Source organism: Shewanella sp. AC91-MNA-CIBAN-0169 (assembly GCF_040310165.1).
Taxonomy (GTDB): Bacteria; Pseudomonadota; Gammaproteobacteria; order Enterobacterales; family Shewanellaceae; genus Shewanella.
In genome coordinates this window covers 63,237-83,209 of the sequence record NZ_JBEOPM010000014.1, presented here as the reverse complement: position 1 = coordinate 83,209, position 19,973 = coordinate 63,237, and the positions used below count along the sequence as shown (strand labels likewise).

General features: G+C 42.4%; 17 protein-coding genes. 11 read left to right on the top strand and 6 right to left on the bottom strand.

Annotated features, from left to right (window positions below; translation table 11 throughout):
• Positions 1-11 precede the first annotated feature (11 nt).
• Both AAEY98_RS13300 and AAEY98_RS13295 read right to left on the bottom strand, forming a co-directional pair.
• Positions 12-974: a YbgA family protein gene (locus tag AAEY98_RS13300; protein ID WP_502959646.1), complete on the bottom strand. Its 963-nt coding sequence runs from the start codon at positions 972-974 to the stop codon at positions 12-14.
• Positions 975-1,234: 260 nt separating this feature from the next.
• Entirely contained in the window at positions 1,235-2,164 is a 930-nt protein-coding gene (locus AAEY98_RS13295) for a polyprenyl-phosphate transporter (protein WP_502959465.1), read from the bottom strand.
• 139 nt (positions 2,165-2,303) lie between these two features.
• On the opposite strand from AAEY98_RS13295, the gene AAEY98_RS13290 reads away from it, so the two are divergent.
• The 5 genes from AAEY98_RS13290 (at position 2,304) to bamJ (ending at position 6,111) form a co-directional block, all read left to right on the top strand.
• Positions 2,304-2,780 carry a hotdog fold domain-containing protein gene (locus tag AAEY98_RS13290; protein ID WP_101088780.1) on the top strand — a complete coding sequence of 159 codons (477 nt, stop codon included), beginning with the start codon at positions 2,304-2,306 and terminating at the stop codon, positions 2,778-2,780.
• A 45-nt stretch (positions 2,781-2,825) separates the two neighbouring features.
• Complete coding sequence (locus AAEY98_RS13285; protein WP_101088779.1) at positions 2,826-3,713, top strand: prohibitin family protein; 888 nt, start codon at positions 2,826-2,828, stop codon at positions 3,711-3,713.
• Positions 3,714-3,919: 206 nt separating this feature from the next.
• Positions 3,920-5,068 (top strand): DUF418 domain-containing protein, encoded by a 1,149-nt coding sequence (locus AAEY98_RS13280; RefSeq protein WP_351017492.1) that lies wholly within the window; start codon positions 3,920-3,922, stop codon positions 5,066-5,068.
• A 119-nt stretch (positions 5,069-5,187) separates the two neighbouring features.
• On the top strand, positions 5,188-5,538 hold the full coding sequence (locus tag AAEY98_RS13275; RefSeq protein ID WP_192114359.1) for a DUF1294 domain-containing protein: 351 nt from the start codon (positions 5,188-5,190) through the stop codon (positions 5,536-5,538).
• 102 nt (positions 5,539-5,640) lie between these two features.
• On the top strand, positions 5,641-6,111 hold the full coding sequence (gene bamJ / locus AAEY98_RS13270; protein WP_351017489.1) for a BamJ family beta-barrel-assembly machinery protein: 471 nt from the start codon (positions 5,641-5,643) through the stop codon (positions 6,109-6,111).
• Positions 6,112-6,644: 533 nt separating this feature from the next.
• On the opposite strand, the gene AAEY98_RS13265 is transcribed toward bamJ, so the two are convergent.
• Entirely contained in the window at positions 6,645-7,859 is a 1,215-nt protein-coding gene (locus AAEY98_RS13265) for a M24 family metallopeptidase (RefSeq protein WP_351017486.1), read from the bottom strand.
• Between the two features lie 271 nt (positions 7,860-8,130).
• Between AAEY98_RS13265 and AAEY98_RS13260 the strand changes: the two genes are divergently transcribed.
• From AAEY98_RS13260 to purT, 6 genes are all read left to right on the top strand, one after another.
• Positions 8,131-9,918: an aminopeptidase P family protein gene (locus AAEY98_RS13260; protein WP_351017483.1), complete on the top strand. Its 1,788-nt coding sequence runs from the start codon at positions 8,131-8,133 to the stop codon at positions 9,916-9,918.
• A gap of 770 nt (positions 9,919-10,688) precedes the next feature.
• Entirely contained in the window at positions 10,689-12,044 is a 1,356-nt protein-coding gene (locus tag AAEY98_RS13255) for an NCS2 family permease (RefSeq protein ID WP_351017480.1), read from the top strand.
• 772 nt (positions 12,045-12,816) lie between these two features.
• On the top strand, positions 12,817-13,221 hold the full coding sequence (locus AAEY98_RS13250; RefSeq protein ID WP_351017477.1) for a hypothetical protein: 405 nt from the start codon (positions 12,817-12,819) through the stop codon (positions 13,219-13,221).
• A gap of 616 nt (positions 13,222-13,837) precedes the next feature.
• Positions 13,838-15,139, top strand: a complete 1,302-nt coding sequence (locus tag AAEY98_RS13245; RefSeq protein WP_059744719.1) for a DEAD/DEAH box helicase — start codon at positions 13,838-13,840, stop codon at positions 15,137-15,139.
• A gap of 125 nt (positions 15,140-15,264) precedes the next feature.
• Complete coding sequence (locus tag AAEY98_RS13240) at positions 15,265-15,900, top strand: peroxiredoxin-like family protein (RefSeq protein ID WP_182744176.1); 636 nt, start codon at positions 15,265-15,267, stop codon at positions 15,898-15,900.
• 325 nt (positions 15,901-16,225) lie between these two features.
• The gene (gene purT, locus AAEY98_RS13235) at positions 16,226-17,416 is read left to right on the top strand and encodes a formate-dependent phosphoribosylglycinamide formyltransferase (protein WP_351017474.1); all 1,191 of its coding nucleotides are present in this window, start codon (positions 16,226-16,228) and stop codon (positions 17,414-17,416) included.
• A gap of 87 nt (positions 17,417-17,503) precedes the next feature.
• Here purT and AAEY98_RS13230 read toward each other — a convergent pair whose 3' ends face one another.
• From AAEY98_RS13230 to djlA, 3 genes are all read right to left on the bottom strand, one after another.
• Positions 17,504-17,962: a hypothetical protein gene (locus tag AAEY98_RS13230; RefSeq protein ID WP_102035786.1), complete on the bottom strand. Its 459-nt coding sequence runs from the start codon at positions 17,960-17,962 to the stop codon at positions 17,504-17,506.
• Between the two features lie 211 nt (positions 17,963-18,173).
• Positions 18,174-19,127, bottom strand: coding sequence for a D-2-hydroxyacid dehydrogenase (locus tag AAEY98_RS13225; protein ID WP_182744173.1), 954 nt, complete (start codon positions 19,125-19,127; stop codon positions 18,174-18,176).
• 46 nt (positions 19,128-19,173) lie between these two features.
• Positions 19,174-19,947: a co-chaperone DjlA gene (djlA, locus tag AAEY98_RS13220; protein WP_011638516.1), complete on the bottom strand. Its 774-nt coding sequence runs from the start codon at positions 19,945-19,947 to the stop codon at positions 19,174-19,176.
• Positions 19,948-19,973 lie beyond the last annotated feature (26 nt).

Sequence of the window (19,973 nt, the reverse complement as noted above, 5' to 3'; positions counted from 1 at the left end):
TCACAATCGACCTAATAAGCATAACGAAGCTTAAGCGCTTCTGGATGTGGATTTAAATACACCTGCTCTTGAATATACGGGGTATGAAACTCACGCACATAATGGTTAATCAAGGTGATTGGCACCAGCAAAGGCAACAACCCTTGGCGATATTTTAAAATTGACTCACTCAACTCTTCTTTTTGTTCAGCGGTTAACTGCTTCTTAAAATAGCCTTGAATATGCTGCAAAGTACTGGTGTGATTTTTACGGGTGGCAATAATTTTAAGTGCCGTCATAAAGCCTTCAAAATATTGTTGCGCAGTTTGCTCAACATCTTGAATATCGGCCAATATAGGCCCTAAATCGCGATACCACTGCGGGCTGTGGGCCATTAATAGATACTTATAACGCGAATGGAACTGCATTAGCTTATGTTTAGTGAGACCCGATTTAGTCATTTGCTTCCAATCGTTATAAGCAAATACACGGGTGAAAAAGTTTTCTCTTAGTGGCAAATCATGTAAACGGCCTTCTTCTTCAACTGGCAAAAGTGGGTAGCGTTCCATTAATTTTTTTGCAAAAACACCGATGCCGGTTTTAGTGCCATGATTGGTACCAATTTTGTACTCGGTAACCCTTTCCATGCCACAGGTTGGTGATTTGGCACATAAAATATAACCGCCAAGGTAATCAAGCTCTTCCACTTTGGCTTGGGAGTATTCATTAAGCTTGTCTGTCACATCGAGCGTTCCATCAGCACTGCGAATATGCACTACATCGCCATCTCGTATTTGACGGATACTTTTGCGTGGTGCGCCCATGCCAATCGCCATTTCAGGGCAAACAGTGGTGTATTCAAAAAATGGTTCTATTTCTTGTCTACAGTAATAAGAGTTTTTGTGTCCGCCATCAAAGCGGACTTGGTTACCCAACAAGCAACTGCTGATCCCAATTTGGATTTTTTCTGGCACAAATGTATCGATATTTGGCATATTATGCACTCCTGTGGCAACTGTAATATTCCCAAAGTGGGATAAAAAAAGATGTCATGCTAACTACACATACTATTAAGCAAAAATACGAATAAAACACCCATTAAGTTCATTATTTATAGGGTTATTTATCGTTTTTGCAATATGAGCCTACATATTAGTCAAATAACGCACACAAAAAAACAGAACCTAAGTTCTGCTTCATTATTCATCTTTTACTTGTCTTCCACCTGAACGGCCCAGATTAAGCTTCAACAGGATTAACTATTCGCTTTGTTGCCGACGCGTTCTAATCCCCACACCAAACCAATCCCCACCAGCAGACACACTATGGCAATGATAATTTGTGATGATTCGCCAGTGATTTGCTCAAACTGAAACGGAGATAAATTTTGCTCAACCAAAGGCACTAATTCACCCTTAGAATTCTCGCGCCAACTGATCACTTGTTTCCATGGCCAAATTTTACCTAGCGTCCCGAGCATTAATCCCGTTAAAAATAATAACGTCGTGTCATGGAATTTACGTAACAAGGCCGATAACACATGACTAAAACTTAATAATCCAACCACAGCACCAATCGCAAAACAGGCTAAATAAACAATATCAAAGCCTTTAGCTGCCGCTAATACCGCTGGATACATCCCTAAAAGCAACAAAATAAAGCTGCCTGAAATCCCAGGTAATATCATGGCGCAAATAGCAATAGCACCACAAAAGAAGAAATTAAGGTAACTCACCTGCATTTCAATAGGATGTAACACTGTAATAGCCCACGCAAAGGCGACACCGACAATGAACATGGCAATCCGCATAGCAGTGAATTTGTTCACTTGCTTAAGCATATGAACCACTGAAAATAAAATTAATCCAAAAAAGAACGACCACACAGGAATGGGGTGAGTGACCAATAGCCAAGAAATCAATTTAGCTAAGGTAAAAATACTGGTGAGGATCCCACCAAATACACACACGAGAAAAGGACCGTTAATGTGTAAAAAGGCGGCTTTAATGCCTTTTTGTTTGATAATGCCCACTAACGACCAGTTTATTTTGCGAATGCCATCCAATAATGGGTCTAAAATACCGGTAATAAACGCAATAGTGCCACCCGACACGCCCGGCACAACATCTGCAGCGCCCATGGCCATACCTTTGAAATAATTCAATAACAGTGAGTCAGTTTTCAAAATTCATCCTTAATGTGTCTAATCACGTAAATTATACCTGTGCCCTTTGCAATGAGCGATGGAAAATATTCAACGGGGCTTTTCCGCAGGTTACAACAATGTTAATCTCGTCCGACCAGATAACGATTAGAGTTCATTTATGATCCCAACTAAACCCAATAAAGTCATGTCACTATATAAGAAAGTCACTGCTTATCCATTTGGTAAACAGATTTTTTCTAAAATGGTGTCTCGAATGGCGCCCTATTTTGGCACAGTACACCCTTACATAAGTGATTTACGCGTTAACCGCTGCGAATGTTTAATCAAAAAGCGCAAGAAAGTCCAAAATCATATTGGAACCGTGCATGTGATTGCCATTTGTAATGGTCTGGAAATGGCCATGGGTACGATGGCAGAAGCATCAATCCCGGCTCATTTACGCTGGATCCCTAAAGGCATGAGCGTTGATTACACCGCCAAAGCGGGCAGCGACATTTTATGTGTGGCAGAGGTAAAACCAGAACAATGGCAAGTGGGTGATATGTTAGTCGACGTAAAAGCCTATGACACTAACGGTGTTGTGGTGGTCCAAGGGCATATTAAGCTATGGATTTCAGAGAAACCTCAAAAATAACTAAGTAATTTAATCACCTTTATTCACTTTTGCTAGGGAAGCATAATGTTAAAAAATGGTCTGGCGCAAGCTAACACAAATCATCTCGGTAAAATCATTCCAGTCGCAGTTTTACTGCTAATGCTGATCAGTTTATATGGCAGCTGGTATACCATTGATCAGGGTGAACGTGGGGTATTGCTGCGTAACGGTAAAATTATCGATACTGCAGAACCCGGTCTTGGATTTAAAATTCCACTGATGGATACCGTGGTTAAAATATCAACCCAAACTCATACCGCAAACTACCAAGGTTTACAGGCGTATAGCCGCGATCAACAACCTGCCACCTTACGCGCATCAGTCACATTTAGCATACCGCCAGATCGTGTTGAAGAAGTATATGCTAATTTCAAAAGTATCGACTTAATGGTGTCACGCTTACTCGACCGCCAAGTGCCAACCCAAATTGAGAATATTTTTGGTAAGTACACTGCTATTTCTGCGGTCCAAGAACGTATCAAGTTTGGTATTGATGTGACTGACGCCATAACTAAATCAATTAAAGGCCCGGTGACCATTAATTCGGTACAGATTGAAAATATCGACTTTAGCAACGCATACGAGAAATCAGTAGAAGACAGAATGCGTGCAGAAGTAGAAGTACAAACCCAATTACAGAATCTTGAAAAAGAGCGTGTTAGTGCCCAAATTGCTGTCACTCAAGCACAAGCGGAAGCGGACTCACAATTGGCACGAGCAATTGCCGAAGCTGAAAGTATCCGTATTAAAGGTAATGCAGAAGCATCAGCCATTAAAATTCGTGCTGAAGCGCTAGCGCAAAATCAAAATTTAGTTGAATTGACTAAAGCGGAACGTTGGGATGGGCGCTTACCAACAACCATGCTACCTACTGGTACTATCCCGTTCCTTGAAGTGCAAACAACCAAATAAACCAAACTGCATACTTCACAAACCAAGCGTTCGGTATTAATACTGAACGCTTGTTTTTTTATCATCATCTTGCCTCACCTAAACGTATTATCTAGTTGCATTACCGTATTTGGCTGGTAATCTCTAACAGCGCCTCTTTAATGAATAAAGAGGGTTTATAAACAGCTAAAAGTAAAAGGAATTAAGCGATTAACACTGCAACCTACATGGATGAGCATAGCGCTCCGGTCCAACAAGCTCGTTTGGCTAATCTTGACGCTATCAGAGGGCTTGGCGTATTAGGTATTTTCTTCCTTAATATCTATTTTATGGGCAATAGTTTTTTCGGTTACGCTCCTCATGAGGTTCAACCCACCAGCGACATTATCCTACTCATTTTTAGCAATTTCTTTTTAGAAGGTCGTTTCTTTAGCCTATTTGCGATGATTTTTGGGGTGGGAATGCTAATCCAATACCAACGCCAGCAAATGAGAATGGAGACAGCCACCACTACTCAGCAGAATAAGCGCATAAAAAGCCGTCTGTATTGGTTAATTGCCTTTGGCGTAATACACGCTATTTTCATCTTTCCTGGCGATATATTATTGTCTTATGGTGTCAGTGGATTATTAGCTTTTCGCTACATTAGCCTCAGTGGCGATGAACTAATCCGTAAAGCTAAATGGTTTATCTTTTTATCATTTATACCCATCGCACTTATTTCGCTCATGCCAGACGATCAAGTTTATTCACGAGATTCAGCTTTCTTCATCGAGCAACTTGCTGCTTGGACAGGCAGCTACCAACAACAACTGACCCTGCACCTAACCATGTTTGCGTACATGCTGGCGGTTATTCCATTAACGTTAATGTGGTATATCACCGGCTTAATGCTTTTAGGGATGGCGTTATATAAACGCAATATCTTTGTTGATGGATTGGATAATAAAACCCTGTGGCAATGTGTATTTTGGGCCATCACATTAGCATCATTAGACTCGATATTAAGTCTAAGTGGCAATCAGATGTTGGAGTCGATGTCAGATCTTTTATTGTGGTTCAGCGCTATTGCGACGGCTTTGATTTACATCCACATTATTGTTAAATTCTGCCAAAATACGCCACATAGACTGAAGCTACTGCAAAACGTCGGGCGGATGGCGTTTAGTTTGTACATTCTCCAGTCAATAGTCGGTATTTTACTGTTACGTTATATCGCACCAGACTGGCTGTACTCACTAAACAGGATAGGTTACGTCTCAATTGCGATTATCTACAGTGTATTTCAACTGTTGTTAGCGGATGTCTATTTACGAAAATTCAATCAAGGCCCATTAGAAAAGCTTTGGCGTGTGTTAGTCTCCCGCACAAGCTAATGAAACATATACATTTAAAAGAAGAATCTATGCAACTACCATTGTGTGCAATGCTGATTGGTCTCATCAGTATGACGAAATCAATATGATAAAATTAATCTCACAGAGCAGGCACTAAAATGAATAAGTTTGCTTGGTTGATGTTGCTGCTCATTGGCGCTATTTTTGCCACTATTCAGCCCTGGTTAGCTGGGGTATATGGCCTAATTAATCTGGTCACTTATAGTTTGTATTATCGTGATAAATCTGCCGCTAAACAGGGGCAATGGCGCATAAAAGAAAGCACCTTACAATTTTTTTCTTTAATTGGCGGCTGGCCAGCAGCGCTACTCGGCCAGTATCACTTACGTCATAAAACCCAAAAATCGTCTTTTAAACGGATATTGTGGTGTTGCATCATACTCAACTCAGTTGGAGTCAGCTTATTATGTTATCAGCTGTGGCATCCGTTATTAGACGCATACCGTTAAGCTGTTGGTTCAATTGTCGCTTCAATCGTGTTGATGAGTATTAGCTCAGCAATTTTTACGCTAAACTAGCCACACTATCTACCCAACAATTCGAGATCAATTATGCGTATGATTTTGGCCGTGCTGGTCATTGCGGGCGTTATTTTTTATTTTTTCACTCAATCTAACAATTCTAAAGCCGCCAAAGAAAACATTGAGAAAGGTAAGATTTTTTTAGCTGAAAATGCCAAACGCGAAGGCGTAATCCAAACCTTATCTGGCTTACAATATGAAGTGCTAGTTAAAAGTGAGAATACCGAACACCCTAGCGCAAAAAGCAAAGTTACCGTGCATTACCACGGCACACTCATTGACGGTAGCGTATTCGACAGCTCAGTTGATCGCGGCGAAACAATCAGCTTTGGTTTAAATCAAGTGATAGCCGGTTGGACCGAAGGTGTACAACTCATGAATATTGGCGATAAATTCCGTTTTTATATTCCAAGCCAATTGGCTTACGGCAATCGCTCAACAGGTAAAATTGAAGGTGGCTCAGTACTGATTTTTGATGTTGAGTTATTTGAAATTAACTAAAAATTAAATAATAGATGACATAGTTTTCACACTAAGAACTACACCAAAAATCCAAAGCCTCCATAGCGGAGGCTTTTTGCTATTGCTTGACTCATACCACTTAGCTAATTTTTCTTAATCCTCCAGTTCCCCGAAAACAACTTAATAAAAACTCATAAATCTGCAGCTTCAAGGATTCTCCGTCCGAAGTGTCCGAAATAGCGTGATAAAAATGCCGTAGTGACATCATGGCCTTTATAGCACATCCATGTGTTTCAAGGCATGTAGACTCCTGTCTTGCAGATATGACACAGACTCAGGGGTACATGGTCGTTCAGTGACATCCATGTCATCACGACATTCGTCAGTCCATTCACATCAGATGTACCATCTGAGCCGTTAGGCGATTTTTGTTATGCTATGAGGATCAACACTTTGTCGGAGCTGCTGGGGTGATCCAAGAGGGGAAAGCAGTGTTTCCCTTCTTGGTCGGGTGTGGGCGAAGCGCCACGACGTTAAGCTGACTATATTTGTCAGTGATAATTAAACAATTATCATGCTAGATAAAACGGATCATCAATCGACTTCGCTGGCGCTGTAAACCATTTAGGCCCTTGCGCTGTCATGTAAAAATGGTCTTCATGACGGATCCCAAACTCCCCAGGTACACATAACATTGGCTCGTTGCTAAAACACATACCAACCGCCAGTGGTGTAACATCATTACGCACCAAATACGGCCATTCATGAATATCTAAACCGATACCATGACCAGTACGATGAGGTAAACCTGGCACGTTGTAATCTGGACCAAAGCCTGCGGCTTCTAACACGGCACGAGCAGCTGCATCCACATCACTACACAGGTTGCCTAAGGTAGCAGCATCAAACGCAGCAATTTGTGCATCCTGTTCAAGTTGCCATAATTGACGCTGACGATCATTAGGCTCACCAAATACATAAGTGCGAGTAATATCAGAGTTATAGCCTTGTAATTGGCAACCTGTATCAATCAATACCGTGTCATTTTTCTCAAGCGCTTTAGGTGATTTAACCCCATGCGGATAAGCTGTATCTTCACCAAATAGCACGATGCAAAAATACGAACCTTTGGCTGCGCCCACAACATAGTGAGCTTGGTTAATAAAGTCTTCCACTTCTGCAGTGGTGATGCCCTCACGTAAGATACTGGCGGTGGCTTTATGCACTTCAAGAGTCATGTCTTTAGCACGTTGCATTAAGGCAATTTCGGCAACCGACTTAATCATCCGACACCCTGCCGTTACTGTTGTCGCACTTACAAATCGATGCTGTGGAGCCGCTTGGGCAATGCCATCGCTAATAAAAAAGGCGGTTGACTCATCAATACCGATTTTTGCTTGGCTCAAGCCGATGTTATCCAGCACGTCGGCAAATAACTGATATGGGCTTTCATCTTCATGCCACGTATTTACTTGACCTTTTATGGTCATATAACCCTGTAACGTGTCGAGTTCAAATGCAGGAGCAATATACTGAACCTCACCCACAGCGGGGATAATAGCACCCACCATACGCTCGCTAGAAAACCAACGAGTACCCGTAAAATAGTACAAATTAGTACCAGCATTCACATAGATTGCTTCTAAACCATGTTGCGCCATCAATCGTTGTGCATGTTGAATTCGTTGATTAAATTCATCATCACTTATCGCTGCTACACCGTGAGTCATATTAGTGAGTGTGGCTAATGCTTGTTGCGGGCTAACGCCGCCGACACCGATTGTCATAGGTTTTCCTTTGGTTATTTTTATTGTTATTTATTTAGAGTCTGTGGAAATCAAATCGTCTTACCTTGTTCAAATATACAAGATAATCAATACCGACAAGGATACCGTCTGTATCGCTTTGTTACCATTGTATACAATATAAGTTTACAATTTTAATCAGTCTGCTCCACATTATGTCAGCGACTTCACTTGCCAGTTTGCCGTCACGCTTGCGATAATCGCAGTTCATTCTACAGAGCTGAGTTCATCAGTCGCCTCCAACGGAGAAACCATGTCCAATATTATTGCTACGCGTCTTAACGCCATTCGCCAACAGCTTGAAGTAAACCAAATAGATGCATTCATCATTCCTCGCGCTGACGAATATTTAGGTGAGTATGTCCCTGCTCGTAACGAGCGTTTACATTGGGCCACTGGCTTTACCGGTTCTGCTGGCATGGCAATCGTGTTAAAAGACCGCGCAGCAATATTTACCGACGGCCGTTACACAGTGCAAGTACGCCAACAAGTAGACGGTAACTTATTTGAATATTTAAGCCTGTATGACGACCCGCAAATTGACTGGTTAATCGATACATTAGCTGCAGGCGCTAACGTCGGCATCGACAGTCGCTTACATACCCTTGCTTGGTATCAACAAACCAAAGCGCAATTTGATAAAGCCCAAATCAATTTAGTTGAAGTAGATAGCAACCCGATTGATGTGAGTTGGTTAGACCGCCCTGCACCGTCAGCATCCACCATGACTTTATTTAGCCACCAAGGTGCAGGACGTAATAGCGTCGACAAACGTCAACAAATTGGTCAGCTGGTTAACAAGCAAGGCGCCGATGTTGCCCTTATTGCCGCATTAGATTCATGTTGTTGGTTACTGAATATCCGTGGTAATGACGTTCCACGCTTCCCCGTCATACTTGGCTGCGGATTATTATCGACCAATGGCGATATGACATTTTTTACCGATTTAGCTAAAGTGCCGCAAAATATTGAACAGCACGTAGGTGCTGGGGTGAACTTTAAAGATGAAGCAGAACTGGCAACCGTATTAGCGCAAATGAATGGCGTTAAGCTATTGGCCGACCCTCATTCTGCCAACGCCTATTCGCAATTACTGGCCCAAAAAGGCGGTGCTAAACTGATTGTGGGTACCGACCCGGTTGCATTACCTAAAGCACAAAAAAATAACGCCGAATTAGCTGGTATGCGAGCATGTCATATTCGTGATGGTGTTGCGGTGAGCCGCTTTTTAGCCTGGTTAGACAGCCAAGTTGAACAAAACATTATGCACGATGAAGCACAACTTGCTGACAAATTAGAGAGCTTTAGATTGCAAGACTCGCTGTATCGCGAGCCAAGCTTTGACACTATTTCAGCCACTGGAGCCAATGCCGCTATGTGCCATTACAACCATAATAATGGCACCCCAAGCACCATGACCATGGACAGTATTTACTTGGTCGATTCTGGCGCTCAGTACATAGACGGCACCACCGACGTCACCCGCACCATCGCCATTGGCAAGGTGACAGACGAGCAGAGAAAAATGGTCACGCTGGTATTAAAAGGCCACATAGCCCTTGATACAGCCCGCTTCCCTAAAGGCACCTCTGGTGTGCAACTCGATGCATTTGCTCGCCAATATTTATGGCAGCATGGTTTTGATTATGACCACGGCACGGGCCATGGTGTAGGTCACTTTCTAAGTGTTCACGAAGGCCCGCAACGCATTGGTAAAAACGTCAATGGCGTGGCATTACTGCCAGGCATGGTATTGTCGAATGAGCCTGGTTATTACCGCGCCGATGGTTTTGGTATTCGCATCGAAAACCTCGTCACAGTGCAACATTGCCAAGCGTTGGCAGGTGCAGAGCGTGAAATGTATGAGTTTGATGTATTAACCCATATTCCAATGGATGCACGCTTAATCGACAAATCATTGCTAACCGACTTTGAAGTGAATTGGTTTAATCAATATCAACAAAAAGTACGTCAAACCTTAGCGCCATTAATGCAAGGTGACGAGTTAGCATGGCTCAATAAAGTGACTGTCGCGATTTAAGCGCCATCCAATTCAGCATAACGCGTTAGCATTTAATTTAGGGCTTTGGACTAATAACGCGTCCAAAGCCCTTTTTGTTAAAGCACCATCAAGTGCAAACTAAGTCACCCAAAATGCTAGGGCACTATCTGCGCGGCAATACTTTCCCTCGTCATAACCAACATACTTATTGCCAGATTTGCGATGAATTGAGCATTCGAAAATGTCCTCTACCGAGCTTACTCATAACATTTCACTGCTACTTCACCAATACGACTTCGCCACTGACTCCCCCGCAATAACAGCTTAAAATGACCAAAGTAGATCTTGAACTAGCGCCAGTTAATCGACCTACTCACAGCAAACACAATTATCCTTAAACAATGGTATTAAATTGCTATACCAAGGGCGGTAATCCGTTATAAGAGTTGAATACTCAAAGGCAGTGATTACAACAGCGAGTGACTTTTATGGTGAGATATACGAGCAATCTGTTTTTGGGGTGCGTTTTTTACCCATATAGCAAAAAATGTTAGCCGCTTCCTATTTCCCCATTGTTGATTGTTGTAAACTCCGCGCCGACAAAGGCTGTGTTGGTAAGCGTAAATTTTACCAGACATGTGTATAACAAATTTGTTTATCACAATATTCGCAGGTCACTAACGCTATATGCGCCAAGTGGATCTCTCACCCAAGTATTTCTCGTTTGGGGCTCTACCTGCCATAGCCGTGTCGCCAATGAATGACCATTGGTTAACTCATCATTTAAGAGATCAAAAGGTATCATCACTATGAAGTCTGAACAGACTCTCTCTAACACTGCTGTTTCTGATTCATTTTTGGATCGCTATTTCAATATTTCTGCCCGAGGAAGTACCTTAAAACGTGAAGTCATTGCTGGCTTAACAACGTTTTTGGCTATGGTTTATTCGGTAATTGTAGTGCCAAACATGTTGGGCACTGCTGGGTTTGACCCTGCGGCAGTGTTTATCGCTACCTGTTTAATTGCCGCGTTTGGTTCGTTGCTCATGGGGCTATGGGCTAATTTGCCAATGGCCATTGGTTGTGCAATTTCACTCACCGCATTTACTGCATTTAGTATGGTGCTAGGCCAGGGAATATCGATTCCTGTCACCCTTGGCGCTATTTTCCTAATGGGTATCGTGTTTACACTTGTGAGTGTCACAGGCATTCGTCAATGGGTACTCACTAACCTGCCAACCGGTATTGCTCACGGTACGGGTATTGGTATTGGTTTGTTTTTACTCCTTATTGCCACCAATAGCGTAAAATTGATTGTATCAAACGATGCCGGTTTACCCGTAAAGCTTGGTGATATTAACAGCTTACCGGTTATCGCTACAATTGTTGGTCTTGCAATGACGATAGGGCTTGAGCGCCGAGGCACACCAGGTGGCATATTGCTGGTCATCGTCGGATTATCAATTTTTGGGTTAATATTTGATCCTAGCGTGACTTATCAAGGCCTATTTGCTTTACCTGACTTGATGTCTGAAACGTCGCTAATTGGCCAGCTCGATATTATGGGCGCACTGAACCCAGTCGTACTGCCCATTGTGTTGGCATTAGTGATGACCGCTATCTTCGATGCAACCGGCACAATTAGAGCGGTTGCAGGGCAAGCGGAACTTCTCGATGATAAAGACAATATTGTTGGTGGTGGAAAAGCACTGACATCAGACTCAGTCAGCAGTATTTTTGCAGGCGTGGTCGGCGGCGCACCAGCAGCGGTGTATATTGAATCCGCAGCAGGAACCGCAGCAGGTGGCAAAACCGGCCTGACCGCGACCATCGTCGGCTTACTATTTTTGATAATGATGTTCTTAGCGCCGTTAAGCTTTTTAGTACCTGCTTATGCGACAGCTCCAGCGCTAATGTATGTTGGATTACTAATGCTAAGTAACGTCACCAAGCTTAATTTTGATGATAAAGTGGACGCAATGGCGGGCCTAACCTGCGCGGTATTTATCATTTTAAGCTGTAATATCGTTACTGGGATTATGCTTGGTTTTGTTACCTTGGTTATTGGCCGCATATGCAGCGGCGAATGGCGTAAACTGCGACTTGGGGTTATCTTAATCACCCTTGGTTTAGTCGCCTTTTACATGGGTGGCTGGGCGATTTAACCCAATTATAAATTCAATTATAAATTCAATATTAAGGTCAGCCGTCGAGGCTGGCCTTTTTGTTATCGACGACCATATAAGTTAACAAAAGGGCATCAATTTAACGCCCCTAGTTTTGGACTATAACTCTGATAGGGAGGATTACCGGAGGACACTTGAATGCCTTGAAGCGTATGAGTGTGTGAAAGGTCTGTCAGGTTTACGCATTCTGATGTAAAAAGTTTTTGAATGAAAGTGTAGCATTTTTTATGATTGCTGAGTCGTGTTTAGCTGAGTGGGTATTGGTTAAATGGCCTTTAAGATTGCCCTTCATTGTTGTCAATCACTTGCAGTGGACTTATGTGTAGATACGGCTTCGGGACGCTTTGCACCATCCATGGCCGCTTAACGAAAACGTCCCTGTTTTCGATACCCTCAGTCGCATCTACACAAGGTCATTCTATCTCTTCGATTTGGCTTCATTTGGTACGAATGTTAAGTTAAAAGCTAACTTGGTTTTGCCCCATTCCTTGTCAGTGAGGTATACCAGGCGCAAGGCAATAATCGATCAATGAAAAAGATTAAACATCATCAACCCCACCTTAAAAGGAATAATCAGAACAGATAATTAGCCTAAAGGTTGTACAAAAACCACTACCGCAAAAAAGTAAATTCCTATAGCATAAAACATACCGATTAATATGGATGTGGCATCGGCCAAGTCCAACAAGCGATTTATACCTTGCAAATAGTGCAACGCATAAATACTAAAACGTTATGTTTCTGGAGTCACATGAACTTTTACGAGCAATCATCAGGTAGAGGATTGGAGATCTTTATTGGTTTAATTGTTCTATTAATTGCTCTAATTTTTGCAGCATTAATTGGTCTTATTGTTTCTAATGCATCTTTTGGCTATTCAAGTGTTTTGGGTTCGTTAGCTTTAGCGCTATGCTCTTATTGGTTTGTTAAATTGAGTTACAGGTTGGTTTTTAATAAACCTCGAAGTGGTGGCGGTTTATTTAGTCCAAATATTCTCAAAACAGGATGCGTTTTACTTGGTGTTAGTTCTATTTTGTTAGGCTTATTTTCTATATCACAAAATGATATTGGTTCTTTATTAGGTGCATTAGGTATGCTTATCGCGTGTCTATATGGCTGGAAAATAGCTAATAAGCGCAAAGATAACGAAACATAATCGGGTAGCCGGAGGTATCTAGCCTCCAGCCCCCACACCACCCTGTATGCGGCTCTGCACAGGGCCGTTCATTTAGAGCTCCTAACTAGCTTTCTGGTTAGGATAATGAACTGCGATCCATCCATCTCTTAGTGAATATAGTCCTGCTTTTTTCAGATACTCATTACTCAGCGCTTGCTGTATCCCTGGTGTTTTCGAGCTACGCCATTCTTATTGTAATGTGAAACTTATAATTTAGTGCTTTAGTTCTAACGCACTTCTGTCCAAATGTGATTTATCTGACCCACACTCAAGGTGCTGTAAATGCCATTGCTATCACGCCATATCATCTAAACAATTCTCCACTAAAAAATCTTATCGTTAGACACAGATAAAGTTCAGGATTTAAACAAAAGTTTGTTATACTCCGCGGCCGCTTATCGATGGCACTCAATGGGGTGTATCATTCAAGCTTAACGTTTTTCAACTATCCTAAGACGTTAATCAACCCAGTTAAGCATGATATCTGCCATTAACAATGGCTATAGGCCCAAATACTCTAGATTGACCTTGTGCAGCTAACTTAGCTTGTTGCAACTAAATCGCTTTGTTTTGATGTACATACAGGAACCGCACCATGAAATTCGAATCTTTTAGCTTCGCCCCAGAAATATTACGCGCGATCGCTGAGTGCGGTTATCAATCTATGACGCCAATTCAACAACAAGCGATACCGGCGATCCGTCGTGGTGAAGATGTCCTAGCAAGCGCTCAAACAGGCACGGGTAAAACAGCAGCATTTGCGCTGCCTATATTACAAAGAATGTGTGATAACCCAAAAGAGACGATGCCGTCTAACACTCGTACTTTAATTCTGACTCCAACTCGTGAGCTTGCCGCACAGGTTGCAGACAACATTAGCGCTTACAGTAAGCATCTTAATTTAACGGTATTAACCATTTATGGTGGCGTTAAAATAGAGACCCAATCACAAAAACTTAAACGCGGTGCCGACGTTATTGTTGCTACACCAGGTCGTTTACTTGAACACATTGTGGCGTGTAACTTAAGTTTGTCGAATGTTGAGTTTTTAGTACTCGATGAAGCCGACCGTATGCTTGATATGGGCTTTAGTGCTGACATTAAAAAGATTCTCCAAGCAGTAAACAAAAAGCGTCAAAACATGCTGTTCTCTGCGACCTTCTCTTCTGAGGTTAAAAAGCTAGCGAATGACATGCTTGAAAAGCCTAAAGTGATTACTGTTGATAAACAAAATACTACTGCCGACACCGTTAGCCAGGTGGTATATCCAGTAGAGCAGCGTCGTAAGCGTGAATTAATATCTGAACTTATTGGTACCAAAAACTGGCAACAGGTGTTGGTGTTTACCGCGACTCGTGACGCTGCAGACAAATTGGTCAAAGAGCTTAACTTAGATGGTATTCCATCGGGTGTGGTTCATGGTGAGAAAGCACAAGGCAGCCGTCGTCGTGCGTTACGTGAATTTGTTGAAGGTAAAATTCGCGTATTAGTGGCCACCGAAGTCGCCGCTCGTGGCCTTGATATTAAAAATCTTGAATACGTTGTTAACTACGATTTACCATTTTTAGCCGAAGATTACGTCCACCGTATTGGCCGTACAGGTCGTGCAGGTAAAACCGGTGTGGCAATTTCGTTTGTGAGCCGCGAAGAAGAACGCACCTTAGCTGATATTGAAAAGCTAATCGGTCAGCCAATTCGTCGAGTCACAGTACCGGGTTATGAAGTGGGTAGCCGTGAAGTACTGCTTAAGCAGATTGAAAAGCGCCGTAGTTTTGCTAAAAAACAACAACGTGGTGATAACGCTGGCGCCCAGATGATTGCTGAGAAAAACATGGACGGACGTCGTGTTAAAGTGGGTAAAGTCAGCAGCACGGTTAAATACAAAAAGATTAAATAACTCAACTCGAAAGAGTTAATGGTAATAGAAAAAAGCGCTTAGGCGCTTTTTTTGTGTTTGAATGAAATTAATTGTGTGATTATGAGGTCTACTTTAGTCGGGACATTACTCTATAAGGACTTATCATGTTAAAAACTCTGCTTATTGCCACTGCACTTACGTTAACCAGTTTAGCCAGTGTGGCTAAGCCTATTGCCAGTGACGAGAACAATGTCATGCCACTGCTCAATGGCCACCAGATACCAGCAATAACCCTGCAAGATGTTGATGGTAAAGCGGTTGAACTCAGTAAACTTGTGGCGCAAAAGCCGACGATATTCTTCTTTTACCGTGGCGGTTGGTGTCCATTTTGTAATTCGCAAATGGGTCAGCTAAAAGCAATTGAACCTAAATTGCTTGAAATGGGTTTCCAGTTAGTGGGTATTTCACCAGACACGCCAGAAAAGATGCGCGCGTCGATGAATAAACAAGAACTCGATTATTTATTGCTGTCTGACACCTCAATGGCGGCATCGCAAGCATTTGGTTTAGCCTATTACACCAGTGCAGATATCACTAAAAAATATACTGCCAGTTTAGCGGTAACCAATGAACTGTTTACTACCCCAGCAGGTGAAAAACGCTTAGTGTTACCCGTGCCAGCTGTCTATTTGGCAGATAAAAGTGGTTTAATTCATTTTCAATATGTGAATCCAAACTACAAGGTTCGCCCTGCGCCAGAGCTAATTTTAACCGCTGCTGAGTTACTCGTTAAACCTTAGTTAACGCCAAATTCAAATAGAATCTAGCCAACATTAATCCAATAATGTTGGCTTTTTTAACTTACTCTTTTGAGTCAGCACCCTCTAATACAACACTATAGTGTTATGACACTTACCCACTCACATTTGGTGCTTTCAACAACGACACTTCTACACACCGATACATCTAGACTTATCGTAATTAAATACAATCTTTCATCACAAAAAACCTCGAAATACAGGCGTTTTTAGCCAATTAGTGCATTTTATATTGGATTTTTAATACCTCATCTCGTTACACTGTTCGGCATATAAGAATATCCCTACACAGAGGCTGTAAAATACCATGTCTATTGCTACTACATTTGGCACAGCAAATACTTCTGGCACGATTAAGGCGATGCTATTAGGTTGCGGTGAACTCGGCAAAGAAGTTGCCATTGAGCTACAACGTTACGGAATTGAAGTTATCGGAGTTGATCGCTACCCCAATGCCCCAGCAATGCAAATTGCCCATCGTTTTCATGTGATTAACATGCTGGATGCAAAAGCATTAAAAGCAGTTATCGAGCTTGAAAAGCCGGATTTAGTGATCCCTGAGATTGAAGCTATTGCCACCCAAACGTTAGTGGAACTAGAACAGCAAGGTTTACATGTGGTGCCAACCGCTAACGCAGCCAAACTCACTATGGACCGTGAGGGCATACGCCGACTTGCGGCAGAAACCTTAGCGATACCAACATCAAAGTACTTTTTCTGTGACACCCTAGCTGAATTTGAACAGGCGGTTACCGACATTGGTATTCCATGTGTGGTTAAGCCTGTGATGAGTTCGTCTGGTAAAGGCCAGAGTGTGATTAAGTCAGCACAAACCATTCAGCAAGCATGGGCTTACGCCCAAGAAGGTGGCCGAGCTGGCCAAGGCCGAGTGATTGTTGAAGCCTTTATTCCGTTTGATTACGAAATTACCTTACTGACGATTAGCGCCATAAATGGCATCCACTTTTGCGACCCAATTGGCCATAGACAAGAAGATGGTGATTATCGTGAATCATGGCAACCGCAGGCGATGTCGGCGGAGATATTACACAAGGCACAAGCCATGAGCCAACGAGTTGTTGAGGCATTAGGCGGGTATGGACTCTTTGGTGTTGAGCTATTTATTCGTGGTGATGACGTGTATTTTTCTGAAGTGTCGCCAAGGCCACACGATACAGGTTTAGTGACTTTAATCAGCCAGGATTTATCTGAATTTGCCTTGCATGTTCGTGCAATTTTAGGCTTACCGATAAGCAATATAGTACAGCATGGTCCGAGTGCTTCTGCCGTGATCCTTGCTGAAGGCACATCCACCAATATCCGTTACCAAGGCATGGCGGCAGCCTTAGCGCCCGCCGATACCCAATTACGCTTATTTGGTAAGCCAGACATTGATGGCCGCCGCCGCTTAGGTGTCGCGCTAGCCCGCGATAACTCGGTAGAACAAGCAGTCGAAAAAGCGAAAACCGTTGCCAGTCATATCAAGATACTGTTTTAACGTCACAGGATATTATTTTAACGTCACAGGATATTGTTCTGTCACCTAGCTGAATATCGATGAACTAAGCCGTGGAGTATCTGCGGCTTAGTTTTTTACTGTTGGCATTGGTTTAGGCAGTGGTTTATCTGCTAAGTGAAAGTGGACTAACATTAGCAAACGAAACAGCGCTTTAAGTTTAAGATCTTGATCAAGCTTACCCGCGTGAATCAGTTTTTTCAGTACCGTTATTTTTATGTACAGTTTTTTAATCAACACGCCGCTTGGCTCACCTAGGTATTTATCGAACTCTTTATAACCCTCAATAGTTCGCGGTACTAACTTAGCCTGACTAATATGTAATCCCGACAGTATCGCTTTATCGAACGCTTGGGTTTCTAGCCCCTTGATAATGTCGGCTGCACTGAGTTGTTGCGCCAAACCATCCACAATAAAATGAATATTTGATTCAATTTCAAATTGCAGCGCATGGGTATCGTGGCGCACATTATCAAATCTGCTACGTTCTTTATCAACAAAATCAAACAGGACTTTCCATAGTGACATGTGTCGTTATCCGCTCTAGTTGTGAGTGTTAATCGAACGCTATAAATGACAGATCTAAACACCCAGCACTATATCTAAGTTATAAACTCTAAACTCTAAACTCTAAGCTCTAAACTCTAAACTCTAAACTCTAAACTCTAAACTCTAAATTTTAATCTAAGCTTTAAACTCGAGACTAAACAGGTTAAAAGTGGTTGGTTTAGTGATAGCTTTAGCCGTTAATTCTATTCAACATTTTACCTTGTTGAAAATAGAGAACATTTTCAAGCGCAATATTAAGTAGATTTTGTCTAGCTTGTAATGTCGCCCATGCAATATGCGGCGTGATAGTAATGTTGGCTGCACTAAGTAACGGATTATTGCTACTTGGCGGCTCAGTGGATAACACGTCAACTGCCGCAAAGCCATTACCATTGTTAAGCCATTGAGCGAGATCATTTTCATTAATCAAATCGCCACGGGCGGTATTCACTAATAAACAACCCGGTTTAAGTAAGCGTAAACTGTCGCTATTGATCATGTATTTGGTTGCTGTACTCAGCGGACAATGCAGCGAAATAATATCGGCTTGTTGAAGCAGGATGTCGCGTTCACACCATTGAATAGCATCAGGTAAATTGGTTTTAGGTTTAGCACTGGTAATCAACACTTTCATGCCAAACGCGACACCTAAATTGGCAACCTGTTGGCCAATATCACCATAACCTACCACACCCAGCGTGAGGCCTTTTAATGAGGTTAAGGGTGATAAGGTAAAACAAAAATCTCGTTGCGTTACCCATTGTCCTTGTTTTACGGCTTGGTCATGTAAGGCAACTTGTTGCTTATGATGTAAAATATGGGCAAACACCATTTGTGCTACGGCATCAGGACCATAAGCAGGAATATTAGTGACAACAATACCCTGCGCTGTTGCTGCATCAACATCGACCACATTGGTTCCTGTGGCAAGAACACCGATATAGCTTAATGCGGGCAGTTGCTTTAAGGTCGCGGCACTCAATAGCGTTTTATTGGTCAGCACGATGTGTGCACCTTGGCAGCGACTGACGATTTGTTCGAGTGTGGTATGGTCGTAAATATCACATTCGCCTAAAGCCTCAAGCGCTTGCCAACTCAAATCACCCGGATTAAGTGTATAACCATCTAATACCACTATTTTCATTTATTGCCCCATTCCATTGTTTACAAAAATACGTTACTGGCTTGCGCTAACGCATTCCTCTAGAGGTTTTAATGCGCTCGTAAGCGGCTTGAATATCTTGTGCTTTGGTGTTGGCTAATTCCATCATCTCTTCAGGTAAGCCTTTAGCCACAAGCTTGTCTGGATGATGTTCATTCATCAACTTACGGTAAGTTCGTTTTACGTCTTGATCACTCGCAGATTCTTGCACGCCAAGTAGCACATAGGCATCAGTAAGCGGCATTTTATTACCTTGTGGCGACTGATGATGACTAAACTCAGCTTGCCAACGTGCCAGTAAAGCATCCAGTTGTGCAGCAAGGCCAAGCTTAGTGGCAATAACCGACAATATTTGCTTTTCATTGGCATGTAATTCACCATCGGCCAAGGCTGTTTGAATTTGGATTTCCAAGAACATTTGCGCTAACTCGACTCGTCCTTGAGTGGCTTGTCGAAACAGTTCTAGCTGCTTTAGCAAATCAAAATCAGCTTGGCGGCCTTGACGAAAAGCCGTTTGCGCATCGATACGTGACTGACCAGACAACTTCATTTGATCCATTAACATGGTCGCTATACGAATATCGGTTTCAGTCACTCGCCCTGACGCTTTAGCAACATGGCCCATTACGGCAAATGTTGAATTAAAAAACATCGCCTGACGTTCACTGCCTTTACGCATTATCGAGGTTAACCCTTGGCGCCTATCGAAAGCATGGCCTAACCATAATCCTAAAATTGCACCAAAGAAACGCCCGAACATATACCCAATGATAAATCCAAAAACTTTACCCCAAATTCGCATGTTGTTTTCCACTACGGTTAATAATT